The following is an 18,988-nucleotide window of genomic DNA, read 5'->3' as shown; positions in this document are numbered from 1 at the left end:
ACACGCCGCACTGCGCTCAACACGCCGGTGCCGACACCCACTTGGGTGATCGGCACCGGCGTTTACGTGTCCATGCGGCACCCTTGACTGGATCATGAACTGAGATGAGCCTGACCTGTGTTCGCCGACGTGGCGAACCACTGCTAGGGGGGTTCATGAGACGAAACGCGAGACCGATCCTCGCTGTTGGCGCGCTTCTGCTGGGCGGTGCGGGAATCGCACCCATCGCCCAGGCGGCACCGGGCGCAGGCTCTCCCGATCCGAACGAGGTCAAGGTCTTCCGGGCCGATGTCACCCAGAAGCAGGTACCCCTGCTGCTGGCGGCGGGCCAGGACGGCCACGAACTCGGCGAGCAGGTACCCGAGAAGGGCGAGGCCACGGTCGAGGTGTACCTCACCGACCGGGAGGCCGAGAAGCTTGAGGACCAGGGCGTCGACCTCACCGAGCACAAGCTCTCCGCCAAGGCCGAGAAGCGCGTCGCGGCCGCCGCCGAGGGCGTGTTCCGCCCGTACAGCGGAAGCGGCGGCCTCAAGGAGGAGATCGTCAGGGCCGGCCAGGAGAACCCCGGCCTCACCAAGGTCGTCTCCATCGGCAAGACGGTCAACGGCCAGGACATCCTGGCGCTGAAACTGACCAAGGGCGCCAAGCAGTCCAAGGACGGCTCCAAGCCGTCCGTCCTGTACATGTCCAACCAGCACGCGCGCGAGTGGATCACGCCGGAAATGACCCGCCGGCTGATGCACCACTACCTGGACAACTACAAGACCGACAAGAAGATCAAGAAGCTCGTCGACTCGACCGAGCTGTGGTTCGTCCTGTCGGCCAACCCCGACGGCTACGACTACACCTTCCAGAACACCGACAACCGTCTGTGGCGCAAGAACCTGCGCGACAACAACGGTGACGGGGCCGTCGGCACCAGCGACGGCGTCGACCTCAACCGCAACTTCTCCTACAAGTGGGGCTACGACGACGAGGGCTCGTCCCCGAACCCCACCAGCCAGACCTACCGCGGCACCGCCCCCGGCTCCGAGCCCGAGACCAAGGCCGTGGACGCCTTCGAGAAGCGGATCGGCTTCACGTACGGCATCAACTACCACTCCGCCGCCGAACTCCTCCTCTACGGGGTCGGCTGGCAGGTGGCCACCGAGACCCCGGACGACGTCCTGTACGAGGCGCTCGCCGGCACTCCGGAGAACTCCGCGATCCCGGGCTACCGCCCGCAGGTCTCCTCCGAGCTGTACACCACCAACGGCGAGGCCGACGGCCACGCGGCGAACGTCAACGGCATGGCGATGTTCACCCCCGAGATGTCGACCTGCCAGTCCGTCTCGGACCTCGATCCGAACGACACCTGGAACGCCGCGGACTGCCAGTCGGTGTTCAACTTCCCGGACGACGAGAAGCTGATCCAGCAGGAGTTCGCCAAGAACATCCCGTTCGCGCTCTCCCTCGCCGAGTCCGCCGCCAAGCCCGACCAGCCGAAGTCCTCGCTCGGCCTGAGCGCCGCCGACTTCACCCCGGCCGGGTTCTCGACGTCGTACTCGCGCGGAGCGGACCAGGAGGTCTCGGTCGTCGCACGCAAGGCCGTGCGCGACAAGGAGCTCAAGTACCGCGTCAACGGCGGCCGCACCCTGGACCAGGCGCTCAGGCCCTGGAAGGGCGGTGAGACGTACGGCGGTGAGGACAACCTCTACTTCGACGAGTACCGGGCCAAGGTCCAGGACGGCGTGCCGGGCGACAAGGTCGAGGTGTGGTTCACCGGGGAGACGAAGAGCGGCAAGAAGGTCTCCAGCGAGCACTTCACCTACACCATCGCCGAACGCCCGCGCGCGGACGTCCTCGTCGTGGCCGAGGAGGGCGTGGCCGCCACCCAGGCGCAGACCTACGTCGACGCGCTGAAGACGAGCGGCCGCAAGGCGCTGGTCTGGGACGTCGCCACCCAGGGCGCGCCCGACGCGCTCGGTGTGCTGGGCCACTTCGACACCGTCGTCCACTACACCGGCGCGAGCACCCCGGGCGTCGCCACCCAGCTCCAGCTGCGTGCCTTCCTGAACGAGGGCGGCAAGCTGGTCGAGGCGGGCGAACTGGCCGGCGGCAGCGTCGACCTCGGTGACGGCACCCTGTCGAACGACTTCAGCCAGTACTACCTGGGCGCCTACACGCGCACCTCCACCCCCGGAGCCACCGGCTTCACCGGCTCGGGCAAGCTCGCCGGCTTCACCGGCGCGCTCGGCCCCGCGGCCGGCAACCCGCTGGACCGGGCCGGGACGTACGGCGTGACGTCCGACGAACTGCCGGCGGCCACCTACCCGCAGTTCGCCAGCGCGGGCGCGGGGCAGTTCGCCGGGACGATCAACCCGTACGGCCCGTACGCGGGCTCCTTCATGGCCGCCGCCGTCCACACCGACGACGCCTACAAGCGGCTCACCCGGACCGTCGACCTCACCGGAGTGAGCGCGGCCGACAAGCCCACACTGCGCACCCAGCTGTTGTGGGACACCGAGCCCGGCTACGACAACGCCATCGTCGAGGCCCACACCACCGGCGCCGACGACTGGACCACGCTCCCGGACACGGGTGGTGCCACCCGCACCACCGTGCCCGCGGAGTGCGAGGCCGGGTACTACGTGGGCGAGCACCCCCAGCTGGAGCACTACCTGACCGTGGCGTCCGGCGGCTGCACCGCGACCGGCACCACCGGCGCGTGGAACGCCCTCACGGGCGCCTCCAGCGGCTGGCAGCAGGTCAACTTCGACCTCAGCGCGTACGCCGGCAAGTCCGTGGAGGTCTCGATCAGCTATGTCACCGACCCGGGCAGCGGCGGTCACGGCGTCCTCGCCGACGAGGCCTCGCTGGTCCTCGGCGGCACCGCGACCCAGACCGAGGGCTTCGAGACGTCGCTGGGCGTCTGGAAGGTGGCCGGACCGCCCGCGGGCAGCCCGGCCGTCCTCAAGGACTGGGCGCGTACCGGAACGCTCTTCCAGACCTATGGCGCGGTCACCACGGACGACACCGTGCTGCTGGGCTTCGGTCTGGAACACGTCGCCTCGGCGGCCGAGCGGACGGCGCTGGTGAAGAAGGCACTCGCGGCCCTCGACGAGTAATCCCGCCTGGCCAACCGGGTGCGACCCATCATGGTCAAATCGGGTGATCAGGCCTTCGGGCCCGGGCGGTCCGTACCCCTACTGGCGGGTACGGGCCGCCCTGCCGTGTATGGGGCATCTCGATGTCACCCCGGCGGGCTCAGGGAGGTAGGGTCGTAGGCGGTCGGGGACATCCCATACAGCTCGCCGGCGTCAAACCCGGCGTACCAACGAGGAGATCGGTTCGTGACGATCCGCGTAGGCATCAACGGCTTTGGCCGCATCGGTCGTAACTACTTCCGCGCGCTGCTGGAGCAGGGTGCTGACATCGAGATCGTGGCTGTCAACGACCTGGGTGACACCGCGACCACCGCACACCTCCTGAAGTACGACACCATCCTGGGCCGTCTGAAGGCCGAGGTGTCGCACACCGCCGACACGATCACCGTCGACGGTCACACCATCAAGGTGCTCTCGGAGCGCAACCCCGCCGACATCCCGTGGGGCGACCTCGGCGTCGACATCGTGATCGAGTCGACCGGCATCTTCACCAAGAAGGCCGACGCCGAGAAGCACATCGCGGGCGGCGCCAAGAAGGTCCTCATCTCGGCTCCGGCCAAGGACGAGGACATCACCATCGTGATGGGCGTCAACCAGGACAAGTACGACGCGGCCAACCACCACGTCATCTCCAACGCCTCCTGCACCACCAACTGTGTGGCGCCGATGGCCAAGGTGCTCGACGAGAACTTCGGCATCGTCAAGGGCCTCATGACGACGGTCCACGCGTACACGAACGACCAGCGCATCCTGGACTTCCCGCACTCGGACCTGCGCCGCGCCCGCGCCGCCGCCGAGAACATCATCCCGACCACCACCGGTGCCGCCAAGGCCACCGCCCTGGTGCTCCCGCAGCTCAAGGGCAAGCTCGACGGCATCGCGATGCGCGTCCCGGTCCCGACCGGCTCGGCCACCGACCTGGTCGTGACGCTGCAGCGCGAGGTCACCAAGGACGAGGTCAACGCCGCGTTCAAGAAGGCCTCCGACGACGGCGACCTCAAGGGCTTCCTGACCTACACCGAGGACCCGATCGTCTCTTCGGACATCGTCGGCGACCCGGCCTCCTGCACCTTCGACTCCTCCCTGACCATGGTCCAGGAGGGCACCTCGGTGAAGATCCTCGGCTGGTACGACAACGAGTGGGGCTACTCCAACCGCCTCGTCGACCTGACGGTCTTCGTCGGCAACCAGCTCTGATCCACAGAGCAGGCACTTTGATGTGAGAGCAGGGCTCGGGCAGCGCAGGGACGCGCGGTCCGAGCCCTGACTCGCGTACGGACCGCCCTCTTACGATCACGAGCGTCACGAGTATCACGAGCCCTCCTCAGGAGTTCCCTCAATGAAGACGATCGACGAACTGCTCGCCGAAGGCGTCGCGGGCCGCCGGATCTTCGTCCGCGCCGACCTGAACGTGCCGCTGGACGGCACCACCATCACCGACGACGGCCGTATCCGCGCCGTCCTGCCCACCGTCAAGGCCCTCGCCGAGGCGGGCGCCCGGGTCGTCGTCGCCTCGCACCTGGGCCGCCCCAAGGGCGCCCCGGACCCGGCCTTCTCGCTCGGCCCGGCCGCCGCGCGCCTCGGTGAACTCCTCGGCGCCGACGTGGCGTTCGCGACCGACACGGTCGGCGAGTCCGCCCGGGCCACCGTCGCCGGCCTCGCCGACGGCCGGGTCGCCGTCATCGAGAACCTGCGCTTCAACGCCGGCGAGACCGCCAAGGACGACGCCGAGCGCGGCGCCTTCGCCGACCTGCTCGCCGAACTCGCCGACGCGTACGTGGGCGACGGCTTCGGCGCGGTGCACCGCAAGCACGCCTCGGTCTTCGACCTCCCGGCCCGCCTGCCGCACTACGCCGGGTACCTCATCGCCACCGAGGTCGGCGTCCTGAAGAAGCTCACCGACGACGTCCGGCGCCCGTACGTCGTCGCCCTCGGCGGTTCCAAGGTCTCCGACAAGCTCGCCGTCATCGACCAGCTGCTCGGCAAGGCGGACCGCCTCCTCATCGGCGGCGGAATGGTGTTCACCTTCCTCAAGGCCAAGGGGTACGAGGTCGGTGCCTCCCTCCTCCAGGAGGACCAGATCCCGGTCGTCCAGGAGTACGTGGAGCGGGCGGAGAAGAACGGCGTCGAGCTCGTCCTCCCCGTCGACGTGGTGACCTCCACCGAGTTCCCGGACCTGAAGACCAAGGCGCCGGCGCACCCGAACACCGTCGCCGCGGACGCCATCCCCGCCGACCAGCTGGGCCTGGACATCGGCCCGGAGACCCGCAAGCTGTACGCCTCGAAGCTCGCCGACGCCGCCACCGTCTTCTGGAACGGCCCCATGGGCGTCTTCGAGCACCCCGACTACGCCGAGGGCACCAAGGCGGTCGCCCAGGCTCTGCTCGACTCCCCGGGCTTCACCGTCGTCGGCGGTGGCGACTCCGCCGCCGCCGTCCGCATCCTGGGCTTCGACGAGAACGCATTCGGCCACATCTCGACCGGCGGCGGCGCCTCCCTCGAATACCTTGAGGGCAAGACGCTCCCCGGCCTCGCCGCACTGGAGGACTGACCCACATGAGCACGCGCATGCCGCTGATGGCGGGCAACTGGAAGATGAACCTCAACCACCTTGAGGCCATCGCGCACGTCCAGAAGCTCGCCTTCGCCCTGGCCGACAAGGACTACGACGCGGTCGAGGTCGCCGTCCTGCCGCCCTTCACCGACCTGCGCTCCGTGCAGACCCTGGTCGACGGCGACAAGCTCAAGATCAAGTACGGCGCCCAGGACCTCTCGGCGCACGACTCCGGTGCCTACACCGGCGAGATCTCCGGCTCGATGCTGGCCAAGCTGAAGTGCACGTACGTGGCGATCGGCCACTCCGAGCGCCGCCAGTACCACCAGGAGAGCGACGAGCAGGTCAACGCCAAGGTCAAGGCCGCCTACAAGCACGGCCTGACCCCGATCCTGTGCGTCGGCGAGGAGTTGGACGTCCGCGAGGCGGGCAACCACGTCTCCCACACCCTCGCCCAGGTCGAGGGCGGCCTCAAGGACCTCCCCGCCGAGCAGGCCGAGACCGTCGTGATCGCCTACGAGCCCGTCTGGGCCATCGGCACCGGCAAGGTCTGCGGAGCGGAGGACGCCCAGGAGGTCTGCGCGGCCATCCGCGGCAAGGTCGCCGAGCTGTACACCCAGGAACTGGCCGACCAGGTCCGTATCCAGTACGGCGGTTCCGTGAAGTCCGGCAACGTCGCCGAGATCATGGCGCAGGCCGACATCGACGGCGCCCTGATCGGCGGCGCCTCGCTGGACACGGACGAGTTCGTCAAGATCGTGCGCTTCCGCGACCAGTGAGTCAAAGGGTCGCGGTCGCGAGTAGGCGGTAGCGGCGTTACGTCGTACTCTTGCGGGGTCCAGCCGTCATAGCTGGGCCCCGTCGTCCATCAGAATCCGAGGAAGTTGGTCCAGCCGTGGTTATGGGGTTCTCGATCGCCCTGATCGTCTTCAGCCTGCTGATGATGCTGCTGGTGCTGATGCACAAGGGCAAGGGCGGCGGCCTCTCCGACATGTTCGGTGGCGGCATGCAGTCCTCCGTCGGCGGCTCCTCGGTCGCCGAGCGCAACCTGGACCGCATCACCATCGCGGTCGGTCTGTTGTGGTTCGCGTGCATTGTCGTGCTCGGCCTGCTGATGAAGGCGAACAACTGATCGGCGTCGCACACACAGCACGCCCATTCCGCACGTAAGGCCCCATGTTCGGTACGCGCACCTGAGCGCGGCCTATCATGGGGCTTGCGTCTTGTGTGGGAGCTGTAACTCCAATCACTGGACGCGCGTTGGGCCTTACGTAGACTGAGGCGCTCGCAGCGAAGCGAAACGCCGACTCGCTTTGCGGCACCATCACGCAGGGAGTTACGACCGTGGCAAGTGGCAACGCGATCCGAGGAAGCCGGGTCGGGGCGGGGCCGATGGGCGAGGCCGAGCGGGGCGAGTCCGCGCCGCGTCTGCGCATCTCCTTCTGGTGCTCCAACGGGCATGAGACGCAGCCCAGCTTCGCCAGCGACGCGCAGGTTCCCGACACCTGGGACTGCCCCCGCTGCGGCTTTCCAGCCGGTCAGGACCGGGACAACCCGCCGGATCCGCCGCGCACCGAACCCTACAAGACACACCTCGCCTACGTACGGGAGCGGCGCAGCGACGCGGACGGCGAGGCGATCCTCGCCGAGGCGCTCGCCAAACTGCGGGGCGAGATCTAGAAGTTGACCCGGCCGGACATCCACGGATGCCCGGCCGGTCCCGTCCGGAGCCCGGGGCCGACCGCCGCCCCGGCCGATTGTCAGTGGTGCCCTCTACGGTTTGTGCACAGGCGAATCGTGAGGGGGAGCGGTGGCGACGGCCGAGGTGACGGAGGTGGGCGCGCCCGCGTGGCGTGGGGGATTCGGGCGGTTGTGGAGCGCCGCCGTGCTCTCCGGCTTCGGTGACGCGCTGCGAGGGTCCGCGCTGCCCCTGCTCGCCGCGACACTGACCGACCGGCCCCTGCTGATCGCCGCGGTCACCGCGGCCGGCCATCTGCCCTGGATCGTCTTCGGCCTGCTGGGCGGGGCGGTCGCCGACCGCGTGGACCAGCGGCGGGCCATGTGGACGGTGGATGCCCTACGCGGGCTGCTCGTCGCCGCTTTCGCGGTGGCCGTCGCCCTCGGGCACGCCTCGATCGGCCTGCTGATCGCGCTGGCCTTCGCCCTCACCACCCTTCAGACGCTCTTCGACAACGCCGCCACCGCGCTGCTGCCCGCCCTGGTCGACCGACCGGCACTCGGCAGCGCGAACGCACGGCTGATGACCGGCCAACGGGTGGCCGGCGGCCTGCTGGGCGCACCCGTGGTGCCGCTGCTGCTGATGGTCGGCCTCGCCACCCCCTTCGCCGTCGACGCGCTGACCTTCCTGGCCGCCGCCGCACTGGTCGCGTCCCTGCGGATCACCGCGCCGCAGCGGAGACCGGGACCGGCGGGCAGCACCCTGCGGCGCGAGATCGCCGAAGGACTGCGCACCCTGGGCCGCGACCGGGCCCTGCGCGGGCTCTGCGCGGCCACGGCCCTGTGCAACATCGGCGTCGGCGCCCTCATCGCGGGCATGGTGCTCCTGGTGACCGGCTGGCTGGACGCCGGCACCGCGGGGTACGCGGCGGCCATGACCGCCTACACGATCGGCGCTCTGACCGGGGGAGTGGCCGGCGGCCGGATCGTCGTCCGCCTCGGGAGGGTCCGCGCGGTGCTGCTCGCCGGGATCGCGCAGACCGGTGCGCTGGTCGTCATGGGCTCCGTGCGCAGCCCGGTGGCTCTGACACTCGCCCTGGCGGTCTTCGGATTCATGGGCATGGTGTGGAACGTCAACACCACGACCCTGATGCAGGAGCGCAGCCCCGCCGAGATGCTGGGGCGGGTCGCTTCGGCGTTCCGCACCCTGGCGGTGGCGGGCGCGCCGCTGGGCGCCCTGCTGGGCGGTGCCGTGGCCACCGCCTGGGGCCTGAACACTCCGGCGCTGCTCGCGGCGGCGTTCTTCGTCCCGGCCGTCGTCGCGCTGATACCCGCGCTCACCGCGGACGTATCTGTGGTTGCGCCGGACGACGGCGCCACGACAGCTCACGACCCACGCTGATCAACTACGTTGGGAACAGCTGGGACCGGGACGAAGGAAGGCTGAAGTCCGACATGAACGCAGACGGCCGTAGCAGGCTCGACCAGACCCCCGAGTGGACCGCCCTGACCGGCCACCGCGAGGAACTCGGCGACGTGCAGTTGCGCGAACTGTTCGCCGCCGACCCGGGGCGCGGCAGCGGGTACCGGGTGCAAGTCGGTGACCTGTACGTCGACTACTCCAAGCACCTCGTCACCGACGAGACGCTGCGGCTGCTGCGCGAACTGGCCGCGGCGACCGACGTCTTCGGCCTCAGGGACGCCATGTTCCGCGGTGCGAAGATCAACACCACCGAGGACCGGGCCGTGCTGCACACCGCGCTGCGGGCGCCGCGCGACGCGGTGGTCGAGGTCGACGGGGAGAACGTCGTGCCGGGGGTGCACGCGGTGCTCGACAAGATGGCCGACTTCGCCGAGCGGGTCCGCTCCGGCGCCTGGACCGGCCACACCGGCAAGCGCATCAGGAACGTGGTCAACGTCGGCATCGGCGGCTCCGACCTGGGCCCCGCGATGGCCTACGAGGCGCTGCGCGCGTACACCGACCGCGACCTCACGGTCCGCTTCGTGTCGAACGTGGACGGTGCCGACCTGCACGAGGCGGTCCGTGACCTGGACGCCGCCGAGACGCTCTTCGTCATCGCCTCCAAGACGTTCACCACCATCGAGACGATCACGAACGCGACCTCGGCGCGCAGTTGGCTGCTCACCGAACTGAAGGCCGGTCAGGACGCCGTCGCCCAGCACTTCGTCGCCCTGTCGACGAACGCGGAGAAGGTCACCGGGTTCGGCATCGACCCGGACAACATGTTCGGGTTCTGGGACTGGGTCGGCGGCCGGTACTCCTTCGACTCGGCGATCGGCCTCTCCCTGATGATCGCCGTCGGGCCGGACCGCTTCCGGGAGATGCTGGACGGTTTCCGAATCGTCGACGAGCACTTCCGCACCGCGCCCGCCGAGTCCAACGTGCCCTTGCTGCTGGGCCTGTTGGGCATCTGGTACGGCAACTTCTTCGGCGCCCAGTCGCACGCGGTGCTGCCCTACAGTCACTACCTGTCCAAGTTCACCGCCTATCTCCAGCAGCTGGACATGGAGTCCAACGGAAAGTCCGTGGACCGCGACGGCGAGCCCGTCACCTGGCAGACCGGCCCTGTCGTGTGGGGCACTCCGGGCACCAACGGGCAGCACGCCTACTACCAGTTGATCCACCAGGGCACGAAGCTGATCCCGGCGGACTTCATCGGCTTCGCCGAGCCGGTCGCCGACCTCCAGCCCGGACTGGTGGCCCAGCACGACCTGCTGATGGCCAACTTCTTCGCCCAGACGCAGGCGCTGGCCTTCGGCAAGACACCGGACGAGGTGCGGGCGGAGGGGGTGCCCGAGGACCTGGTCCCGCACAAGACCTTCCAGGGCAACCACCCCACGACGACGATCCTGGCCGGGGAACTCACCCCCTCGGTCCTCGGCCAGCTGATCGCCCTCTACGAACACAAGGTGTTCGTCCAGGGCGCCGTCTGGAACATCGACTCCTTCGACCAGTGGGGCGTCGAACTCGGCAAGGTCCTCGCCAAGCGCGTGGAGCCCGCCCTCACCGAGGGCGCGGAGGTACCCGGGCTGGACGCGTCCACCCAGGCCCTCGTCGGCACGTACCGGGAGCTGCGCGGCCGGCAGTGACGCCGCGAACATGAGAAGCGGGCGGCCAGGCGGCCGCCCGCTTCTCGTGGGACTGCCCCGCGGCCGTCAGGCCGACGCCGGCGGGTACAGCGACCTCGGCAGCCGGGAGGCCGCCGCCGAGTCCAGGAGCCACAGGGTGCGGGCCCGGCCGCGGGCGCCCGCGGCCGGGGCCTGGATCTCCCCCGCGTCCGACAGCGCGATGGCCGTGGCCTGCGCCTTGTCCTCGCCGGCCGCGAGGAGCCAGACCTCACGGGCCGCGCGGATCGCGGGCAGAGTGAGGGTGACGCGGGTCGGCGGCGGCTTCGGCGCACCGTGGACACCGACGACCGTGCGCTCGGTCTCCCGCACCGCGGGAAGCTCCGGGAACAGGGACGCCACATGGGTGTCCGGGCCGACGCCCAGCATCAGGACGTCGAAGGCCGGGACGGCGCCACCCGCCGACTTCATCGTCTCCGGGCCCGCCGCCAGGGCCAGCTCCTCCGCGTAGGCGGCGGCCGCCGCCTCCACGTCGGCGCCGTGCGGACCGTCCGAAGCGGGCATGGCGTGCACGCGCTTCGGGTCCAGGGGCACGGAGTCCAGCAGGGCCTCGCGGGCCTGCGTGACATTGCGCTCCGGGTCGCCCTCGGGCAGGAACCGCTCGTCGCCCCACCACAGGTCGAGACGGCCCCAGTCGACGGCGTCCCGGGCCGGTGCGGCGGCGAGCGCGGCGAGCAGGCCGTTGCCGTTGCGGCCGCCCGTCAGGACCACGGACGCCGAACCCCGGGAGGCCTGCGCGTCCACGACCTTCGTGATCAGCCGGGCCGCCGCGGCCTGGGCCATCAACTCCTTGTCGCGGTGCACGACCAGCTGAGGCGTGCTCACTTCGCCGCCACCTTCCTCACCGGGAGCGGCGGCGGCGCCTCGCCGGGTGCTTTCGCAGCCGTCTCGACGCCGGTGGCCGCTGCTCCTTTGGCGACCGCCCCCTCGCCGGTGGGCACCTTGGTGCCCTTGCTGTTCGGGACGCCGAGCCGGTCCACGCCGAAGCGCAGCGCCGACGCGTACGTGTCGTCCGGGTCCAGGCGCCGCAGCTCCTCACCGATCAGCTCGGCCGTATCGCGCCGCTTGAGCGCCACGGCACGGTCCGGCTGACCCTTGATGGAGAGGGTCGCGAGGGAGCCGTCGGCCCGGTCCAGGACGATCGGTCCGTGGTCGGTGTGCATACGGACCGCGGTGAGACCGGGGCCCGACGACAGCGACCGCTTCACCGGCACGTCCAGCCGGTCCGCGAGCCACATCGCCAGCAGCTCGCAGCTCGGGTTGAACTCCTCGCCCTCCACCTCGACCGCCTGGACCTTGCAGAGGACCTGGTCGAGGGCCGCGGCCAGCATCGAGCGCCAGGGCGTGATGCGGGTCCACGAGAGGTCGGTGTCGCCGGGCGTGTAGGCGTCGGCGCGGGTGCCGAGATCCCGTACCGGCTGCTCGGAGGTGTAGGTGTCGGTGACCCGGCGCTGGGCGAGGGCGCCCAGCGCGTCGCCGGCCGGGTCCAGCGGCGCGTTCACCGGCCACCAGACCACCACCGGGGCGTCCGGCAGCAGCAGCGGCAGGACGACCGACTGGGCGTGGTCAGCGACCTCGCCGTACAGCCGCAGGACGACCGTCTCGCCGGTGCCCGCACTGGTGCCCACGCGTACCTCGGCGTCGAGGCGGGACTGCGTACGGTCGCGGGGGGAACGCGAGACGCGCTTGATGACCACGAGCGTGCGCGAGGGGTGCTCGTGCGAGGCGTCGTTGGCGGCCTTCAGGGCGTCGTACGCGTTCTCCTCGTCCGTGACGATGACCAGCGTGAGCACCATGCCGACGGCCGGTGTGCCGATGGCCCGGCGGCTCTCCACCAGCGCCTTGTTTATCTTGCCGGCCGTGGTGTCCGTAAGGTCTGTCTTCATGGCCGGCGCCAGCTCCGTCCGTCTCGCTCGAGCATTTCGTCCGCCTCGACGGGACCCCACGTGCCGGCCTGGTACTGGGCGGGCTTGCCGTGCTTGTCCCAGAAGACCTCGATCGGGTCGAGGATCTGCCAGGACAGCTCGACCTCCTCGGTGCGCGGGAAGAGGTTCGAGTCGCCGAGCAGGACGTCGAGGATGAGCCGCTCGTAGGCCTCGGGGCTGGACTCGGTGAACGACTCGCCGTAGGCGAAGTCCATGGACACGTCCCGGATCTCCATCGAGGTGCCCGGCACCTTGGAGCCGAAGCGGACCGTGATGCCCTCGTCGGGCTGGACGCGGATGACGATCGCGTTCTGGCCCAGCTCCTCCGTCGCCGTGTGGTCGAAGGGGGAGTGCGGGGCCCGCTGGAAGACCACCGCGATCTCGGTGACCCGGCGGCCCAGCCGCTTGCCGGTGCGCAGGAAGAAGGGGACGCCCGCCCAGCGGCGGTTGTCGACCTCCAGCCGGATCGCCGCGTAGGTGTCGGTCTTCGACTTGGCGTTGATGCCGTCCTCTTGGAGGTAGCCGATGACCTTCTCGCCGCCCTGCCAACCGGCCGCGTACTGCCCGCGGACGGTGTCACGGCCCAGGTCCTTCGGCAGCTTCACCGCGCCGAGCACCTTGGTCTTCTCCGCGGCCAGCGCGTCCGCGTCGAAGGAGGCGGGCTCCTCCATCGCGGTGAGGGCCATCAGCTGGAGGAGGTGGTTCTGGATGACGTCACGGGCGGCGCCGATGCCGTCGTAGTAGCCGGCCCGGCCGCCGATGCCGATGTCCTCGGCCATGGTGATCTGGACATGGTCCACGAAGGACCGGTTCCAGATCGGCTCGAACATCGTGTTGGCGAAGCGGAGCGCCAGGATGTTCTGGACGGTCTCCTTGCCCAGGTAGTGGTCGATCCGGAAGACCTGGTCCGGGGCGAAGACCTCGTGGACGAGCGCGTTGAGCTCCTCGGCCGACTTCAGGTCGTGACCGAAGGGCTTCTCGATGACCGCGCGCCGCCAGGAGCCCTTCGCCTGGTCGGCCAGCTTGTGCTTCTTCAGCTGCTGGATGACCACCGGGAACGCGCCCGGCGGCACGGACAGGTAGAAGGCGAAGTTGCCGCCCGTGCCCTGTGCCTTGTCGAGCTCCTCGATCGTGCCGCGCAGCCGCTCGAACGCGTCGTCGTCGTCGAAGGTGCCCTGGACGAAGCGCATCCCCTGGATGAGCTGCTGCCAGACCTCCTCGCGGAACGGCGTACGGGCGTGCTCCTTGACCGCGTCGTGGACCTCCTGTGCGAAGTCCTCGTGCGCCCATTCACGCCGTGCGAAACCGACCAGCGAGAAGCCCGGCGGCAGCAGACCCCGGTTCGCGAGGTCGTACACGGCGGGCATGAGCTTCTTTCGTGACAAATCGCCCGTGACGCCGAAGATGACCAGGCCCGACGGCCCCGCGATACGCGGGAGCCGTCGGTCTGCGGGGTCACGAAGCGGGTTCGCTCCGGAACCGGAGATAGGCGCCAAGGTTTCAGCCCTCCGAGGGGGCGAGGCGCCGGAGTTCCGCCTCGGTCGACTTGAGCAGGTCGGTCCAGGACGCCTCGAACTTCTCGACGCCCTCGTCCTCCAGGAGCTGGACCACGTCGTCGTACGAGATACCGAGCTTCTCGACCGCGTCGAGTTCGGCACGGCCCTGCTCGTACGTACCGGCGATGGTGTTGCCGGTGATCTTGCCGTGGTCCTCGGCGGCGAACAGGGTCGCCTCCGGCATGGTGTTCACGGTGTTCGGCGCGACCAGGTCGTCGACGTACAGGGTGTCCTTGTACGCCGGGTCCTTCACCCCGGTCGACGCCCACAGCGGACGCTGCTTGTTGGCCCGCGCCTTGTCGAGGGCGGCCCAGCGGTCCGAGGAGAAGACCTCCTCGTACGCCTCGTAGGCGAGCCGCGCGTTGGCCAGGCCGGCCTTGCCGCGGGCGGCCTTGGCCTCGGGGGTGCCCAGCGCGTCGAGCCGCTTGTCGATCTCGGTGTCCACGCGGGACACGAAGAAGGACGCCACCGAGTGGATGCCCGCCAGGTCGATCCCGGCGGCCTTGGCCTTCTCCAGGCCGGCGAGGTAGGCGTCCATGACCTCGCGGTAGCGCTCCAGCGAGAAGATCAGCGTGACGTTGACGCTGATGCCCCGCGCGATCGTCTCGGTGATCGCGGGCAGGCCCGCCTTGGTCGCCGGGATCTTGATCAGGGTGTTGGGACGGTCCACCAGCCAGGCCAGCTGCCGGGCCTCGGCGACCGTGGCCGCCGTGTTGTGCGCCAGGCGCGGGTCGACCTCGATCGACACCCGGCCGTCCTGGCCACCGGTGGCGTCGAAGACCGGGCGCAGGATGTCGGCGGCGTCACGGACGTCCGCCGTGGTGATCATGCGGATGGCCTCTTCGACCGTCACCTTGCGGGCGGCGAGGTCGGCGAGCTGCTGGTCGTAGCCGTCACCGCCGCTGATCGCCTTCTGGAAGATCGACGGGTTGGTGGTGACGCCCACGACGTGCTGCTGGTCGATCAGCTCGGCGAGGTTGCCGGACGTGATCCGCTTGCGCGACAGGTCGTCCAGCCAGATCGCCACGCCTTCCTCGGAGAGGCGCTTGAGTGCGTCTGTCATGGAAATTACATCTCCTACGTGTCGTATGTGAGCGTCAGCGCTGGGCGGCGGCGATGGATTCCCGGGCCTTGGCGGCCACGTTCTCGGCAGTGAAGCCGAACTCGCGGAAGAGCACCTTGCCGTCGGCCGAAGCACCGAAGTGCTCCAGGGAAACGATGCGACCGGCGTCCCCCACGTACTTGTGCCAGGTGAGACCGATACCGGCCTCGACCGCGACCCGCGCCTTGACGGCCGGCGGCAGGACGCTGTCCCGGTACCCCTGGTCCTGCTCCTCGAACCACTCCACGCACGGCATGGACACGACGCGGGTCGGCACCCCGTCGGCCTCCAGCTGCTCGCGCGCCTCGACGGCCACGTGCACCTCGGAACCGGTCGCGATCAGGACGACTTCCGGCGTCCCGGTCGAGGCCTCGAACAGCACGTAACCGCCGCGCACGGTGTCCTCGTTGGACTCGTACGTCGGCACGCCCTGACGGGTCAGCGCGAGGCCGTGCGGGGCGCCCTTGCCGAAGACCTTGGTGTAGCGCTTGAGGATCTCGCGCCAGGCGATCGCGGTCTCGTTGGCGTCGGCCGGACGGACCACGTTCAGCCCCGGGATGGCACGCAGCGCGGCGACGTGCTCGACCGGCTGGTGCGTCGGGCCGTCCTCGCCGAGGCCGATGGAGTCGTGCGTCCACACGTACGTCACCGGCAGGTGCATCAGTGCGGAGAGCCGTACGGCGTTGCGCATGTAGTCGGAGAAGACGAGGAAGGTGCCGCCGTAGATGCGGGTGTTGCCGTGCAGCGCGATGCCGTTCATCTCCGCGGCCATGGAGTGCTCGCGGATACCGAAGTGGATCGTGCGGCCGTACGGGTCGGCCTCGGACAGGGGGTTGTCCGCCGGGAGGAACGAGGACGTCTTGTCGATCGTCGTGTTGTTGGAGCCGGCCAGGTCGGCCGAGCCGCCCCACAGCTCCGGGATGACCGCGCCGAGCGCCTGGAGCACCTTGCCGGACGCGGCGCGGGTGGCGACGCCCTTGCCCGTCTCGAAGACCGGGAGCTTCTCCTCCCAGCCCTTGGGCAGCTCGGCCGCGGCGACGCGGTCGAACTCGGCGGCACGCTCGGCGTTGTTGCCCCGCCACTCCTGGAAGGACTTCTCCCACTCGGCCCTGGCCTGACGGCCCCGCTCGCCCAGCGCGCGGGTGTGGGTGATGACCTCGTCGGAGACCTCGAAGGTCTTCTCCGGGTCGAAGCCCAGCACGCGCTTGGTGGCCGCGACCTCGTCGTCACCGAGCGCCGAGCCGTGCGCGGCCTCGGTGTTCTGGGCGTTCGGCGCGGGCCAGGCGATGATCGAGCGCATCGCGATGAACGACGGCTTGTCGGTGACCGCCTTGGCGGCCTCGATCGCGTCGTAGAGCGCGTGCGGGTCGAGGTCGCCGTCCGGCTTCGGGGCGACGCGCTGCACATGCCAGCCGTACGCCTCGTACCGCTTGGCGGTGTCCTCGGAGACGGCCGTCTCGGTGTCGCCCTCGATGGAGATGTGGTTGTCGTCCCACAGGAGGACGAGGTTGCCGAGCTTCTGGTGGCCGGCCAGCGAGGACGCCTCCGCGGAGATGCCCTCCTGGAGGCAGCCGTCACCGGCGATCGCGTAGATGAAGTGGTCGAAGGGCGACTCGCCCCGCGGAGCGTCCGGGTCGAACAGACCGCGCTCGTAGCGGGCGGCCATCGCCATGCCCACCGCGTTGGCGACACCCTGACCGAGCGGGCCGGTCGTCGTCTCGACGCCCGTGGTGTGGCCGTACTCCGGGTGACCGGGCGTCTTCGAACCCCAGGTCCTGAACGCCTTCAGGTCGTCCAGCTCCAGGCCGAAACCGGCCAGGTAGAGCTGGGTGTAGAGGGTCAGGGACGAGTGGCCCGCGGACAGCACGAAGCGGTCGCGGCCCACCCAGTCGGCGTCCGCCGGGTCGTGCCGCATCACCTTCTGGAAGAGGGTGTACGCGGCTGGCGCCAGGCTCATCGCCGTACCGGGATGGCCGTTGCCGACCTTCTGTACGGCATCGGCGGCCAGGACACGGGCGGTGTCGACGGCCCGCTGGTCCAACTCGGTCCACTCGAGGTCTGTGGTGGTCGGCTTGGTGCTCACCCTGGGTCAGGGCTCCTCTCCACATGTCACGCATGTCGAATGCCGGTGCACTGAACGCCCCGGCCGTTGTCGAGCCTACCCCCGTAAGAACGTGCGTTTTTTCGAGTCATTCCAGACTGCCGGGACTCTTCGGGATCCGCCTCCCGACTGGGTCGTTCCGTGTTCGGCATCTGAATACGGAACCGCTCGTCCGAGTGCTCAATCGAGTGTCGTGCGGCTCTGCCAGAGGTGCTGCCCAACACGACCCCACCCCCGCGAATGTCGGGGTATGGGCAACGTCTACAGTGGCGTGGTACGCGCGGGCCTTTACCGGGACTTCACACGGTTGAGGCTTGCTGGGATGTCTCTGTAGGGGTGTGCGTGACGGCCGTCGAATCCCGTCCAGCGGGGGTACTCGGTGCGAGCCAGAGCCCGAGCCACCGGCCGTTCGGGGCCCGTGTCAAGGCGTTCGTAGCTCTGACCAAGCCTCGGATCATCGAGTTGCTGCTCATCACCACCGTTCCGGTGATGTTCCTGGCCCAGCAGGGCGTACCGGACCTGACACTGGTGCTGCTGACCTGCCTCGGCGGCTACCTCTCCGCGGGCGGCGCCAACGCCCTGAACATGTACATCGACCGCGACATCGACGCGCTGATGGACCGCACCTCGCAGCGTCCGCTGGTCACCGGCATGGTCAGTCCCCGCGAGTGTCTGGCCTTCGGCATCACCCTCGCCGTCGTCTCCACGCTGCTGTTCGGCCTCGCCGTCAACTGGCTGTCGGCCTGGCTGTCACTCGGGGCGCTGCTCTTCTATGTCGTCGTCTACACGATGATCCTCAAGCGGCGTACCTCGCAGAACATCGTGTGGGGCGGCATCGCCGGCTGCCTCCCGGTGCTCATCGGCTGGTCCGCTGTCACGAACTCCATGTCCTGGGCGCCGATCATCCTCTTCCTCGTCATGTTCTTCTGGACGCCGCCGCACTACTGGCCGCTGTCCATGAAGGTCAGGGAGGACTACGCGCGCGTGGGCGTGCCGATGCTCCCGGTCGTCGCCTCCAACAAGGTCGTCGCCAAGCAGATCGTGCTCTACAGCTGGATGATGGTCGCGGTGTCGCTGCTGCTGACCCCGCTCGGCTACACGGGCTGGTTCTACACGACCGTCGCACTGCTGGCCGGCGGCTTCTGGCTGTGGGAGGCGCACGGCCTGCAGAACCGGGCCAAGGCCGAGGTCACCGGCGGCAAGCTCAAGGAGATGCGGCTCTTCCACTGGTCGATCACCTATGTGTCGATCCTGTTCGTCGCGGTCGCGGTGGACCCCTTCCTGCGCTAGCGCAGGGGACGGGCGGGGTGCGTGGTCAAGGCCACGCACCCCGCCCGTCGCCGTTGGATCTACCCGTCGGTAGCATCCTGGCCATGGCAGACACGCAGCAGGTGGACCCGAAGACCGAGCGCAAGGTGACCCGGCTCGTCCGGCAGATCAGTGGCTTCTCCAAGGAGCACGGCGGGGCCGAGGTCCAGATCGCGTACATCGGGGAGCGCGGCGCCCGGATCGTCCTCGTCGGTGGGGACGGCGCCTGGGGCGACCTGGTCGCCCCCTCGTACCCGATCGCCGAGCAGGCCGTCGAGAAGGCCGGCGTCACCGTCCACGAGGACTTCGACGGCGAGTTCGCGGCGAAGGTGCGGACGGGCCCGTACGAGTGGAGCCGCATGGCGGGCATCCAGGTGGGCGGCCCCTCCAACGGCTGAGATCGGTCGGTCTTTCACACGGGGTGTGTCACTCCAACACCTAGTGCCCGGTTCACCCGTTAGGACCTGAGAAG

Annotated in this window: 15 protein-coding genes; 10 read left to right on the top strand and 5 right to left on the bottom strand. The window is 69.5% G+C overall.

Features of this window, described 5'->3' with window-relative positions:
- Positions 1 to 155 precede the first annotated feature (155 nt).
- The 8 genes from ACZ5VD_RS23800 to pgi all read left to right on the top strand — a co-directional run bounded on the left by ACZ5VD_RS23800 (position 156) and on the right by pgi (position 10,488).
- A complete protein-coding gene (locus ACZ5VD_RS23800) occupies positions 156 to 3,107 on the top strand; it encodes a M14 family metallopeptidase (RefSeq protein ID WP_468683204.1) in 2,952 nt (983 codons plus the stop codon).
- A gap of 225 nt (positions 3,108 to 3,332) precedes the next feature.
- Positions 3,333 to 4,343, top strand: coding sequence for a type I glyceraldehyde-3-phosphate dehydrogenase (gene gap / locus ACZ5VD_RS23795; protein ID WP_468549587.1), 1,011 nt, complete (start codon positions 3,333 to 3,335; stop codon positions 4,341 to 4,343).
- Between the two features lie 142 nt (positions 4,344 to 4,485).
- Positions 4,486 to 5,697, top strand: a complete 1,212-nt coding sequence (locus ACZ5VD_RS23790; RefSeq protein ID WP_468549588.1) for a phosphoglycerate kinase — start codon at positions 4,486 to 4,488, stop codon at positions 5,695 to 5,697.
- A 5-nt stretch (positions 5,698 to 5,702) separates the two neighbouring features.
- On the top strand, positions 5,703 to 6,479 hold the full coding sequence (tpiA, locus tag ACZ5VD_RS23785; protein ID WP_468549589.1) for a triose-phosphate isomerase: 777 nt from the start codon (positions 5,703 to 5,705) through the stop codon (positions 6,477 to 6,479).
- 122 nt (positions 6,480 to 6,601) lie between these two features.
- Positions 6,602 to 6,832, top strand: a complete 231-nt coding sequence (gene secG / locus ACZ5VD_RS23780) for a preprotein translocase subunit SecG (protein WP_468549590.1) — start codon at positions 6,602 to 6,604, stop codon at positions 6,830 to 6,832.
- A 212-nt stretch (positions 6,833 to 7,044) separates the two neighbouring features.
- Entirely contained in the window at positions 7,045 to 7,380 is a 336-nt protein-coding gene (locus tag ACZ5VD_RS23775) for an RNA polymerase-binding protein RbpA (protein WP_003957010.1), read from the top strand.
- Positions 7,381 to 7,510: 130 nt separating this feature from the next.
- Positions 7,511 to 8,779, top strand: a complete 1,269-nt coding sequence (locus tag ACZ5VD_RS23770) for an MFS transporter (RefSeq protein WP_468683202.1) — start codon at positions 7,511 to 7,513, stop codon at positions 8,777 to 8,779.
- Between the two features lie 53 nt (positions 8,780 to 8,832).
- Entirely contained in the window at positions 8,833 to 10,488 is a 1,656-nt protein-coding gene (pgi, locus tag ACZ5VD_RS23765; RefSeq protein WP_468683201.1) for a glucose-6-phosphate isomerase, read from the top strand.
- A gap of 66 nt (positions 10,489 to 10,554) precedes the next feature.
- Here pgi and pgl read toward each other — a convergent pair whose 3' ends face one another.
- The 5 genes from pgl to tkt are packed head-to-tail and all read right to left on the bottom strand — an operon-like array spanning position 10,555 to position 17,190.
- Entirely contained in the window at positions 10,555 to 11,349 is a 795-nt protein-coding gene (gene pgl, locus ACZ5VD_RS23760; protein WP_468683200.1) for a 6-phosphogluconolactonase, read from the bottom strand.
- Entirely contained in the window at positions 11,346 to 12,410 is a 1,065-nt protein-coding gene (opcA, locus tag ACZ5VD_RS23755; RefSeq protein WP_468549594.1) for a glucose-6-phosphate dehydrogenase assembly protein OpcA, read from the bottom strand. Before opcA ends, pgl begins: the two co-directional genes overlap by 4 nt.
- Positions 12,407 to 13,936: a glucose-6-phosphate dehydrogenase gene (zwf, locus tag ACZ5VD_RS23750; RefSeq protein ID WP_468683350.1), complete on the bottom strand. Its 1,530-nt coding sequence runs from the start codon at positions 13,934 to 13,936 to the stop codon at positions 12,407 to 12,409. The genes opcA and zwf overlap by 4 nt, the downstream gene beginning before the upstream one ends.
- A gap of 13 nt (positions 13,937 to 13,949) precedes the next feature.
- A complete protein-coding gene (tal, locus tag ACZ5VD_RS23745; protein ID WP_468549595.1) occupies positions 13,950 to 15,068 on the bottom strand; it encodes a transaldolase in 1,119 nt (372 codons plus the stop codon).
- 34 nt (positions 15,069 to 15,102) lie between these two features.
- A complete protein-coding gene (gene tkt, locus ACZ5VD_RS23740) occupies positions 15,103 to 17,190 on the bottom strand; it encodes a transketolase (protein WP_468549596.1) in 2,088 nt (695 codons plus the stop codon).
- A 354-nt stretch (positions 17,191 to 17,544) separates the two neighbouring features.
- Between tkt and ACZ5VD_RS23735 the strand changes: the two genes are divergently transcribed.
- Both ACZ5VD_RS23735 and ACZ5VD_RS23730 read left to right on the top strand, forming a co-directional pair.
- Complete coding sequence (locus ACZ5VD_RS23735; protein ID WP_468549597.1) at positions 17,545 to 18,498, top strand: heme o synthase; 954 nt, start codon at positions 17,545 to 17,547, stop codon at positions 18,496 to 18,498.
- Positions 18,499 to 18,581: 83 nt separating this feature from the next.
- Positions 18,582 to 18,914, top strand: coding sequence for a hypothetical protein (locus ACZ5VD_RS23730; RefSeq protein WP_468555080.1), 333 nt, complete (start codon positions 18,582 to 18,584; stop codon positions 18,912 to 18,914).
- The last annotated feature ends 74 nt before the right edge of the window (positions 18,915 to 18,988 follow it).

The sequence above is a fragment of the Streptomyces sp. NPDC032822 genome (assembly GCF_055578825.1).
This window is presented reverse-complemented; position numbering and strand designations above follow the sequence as displayed.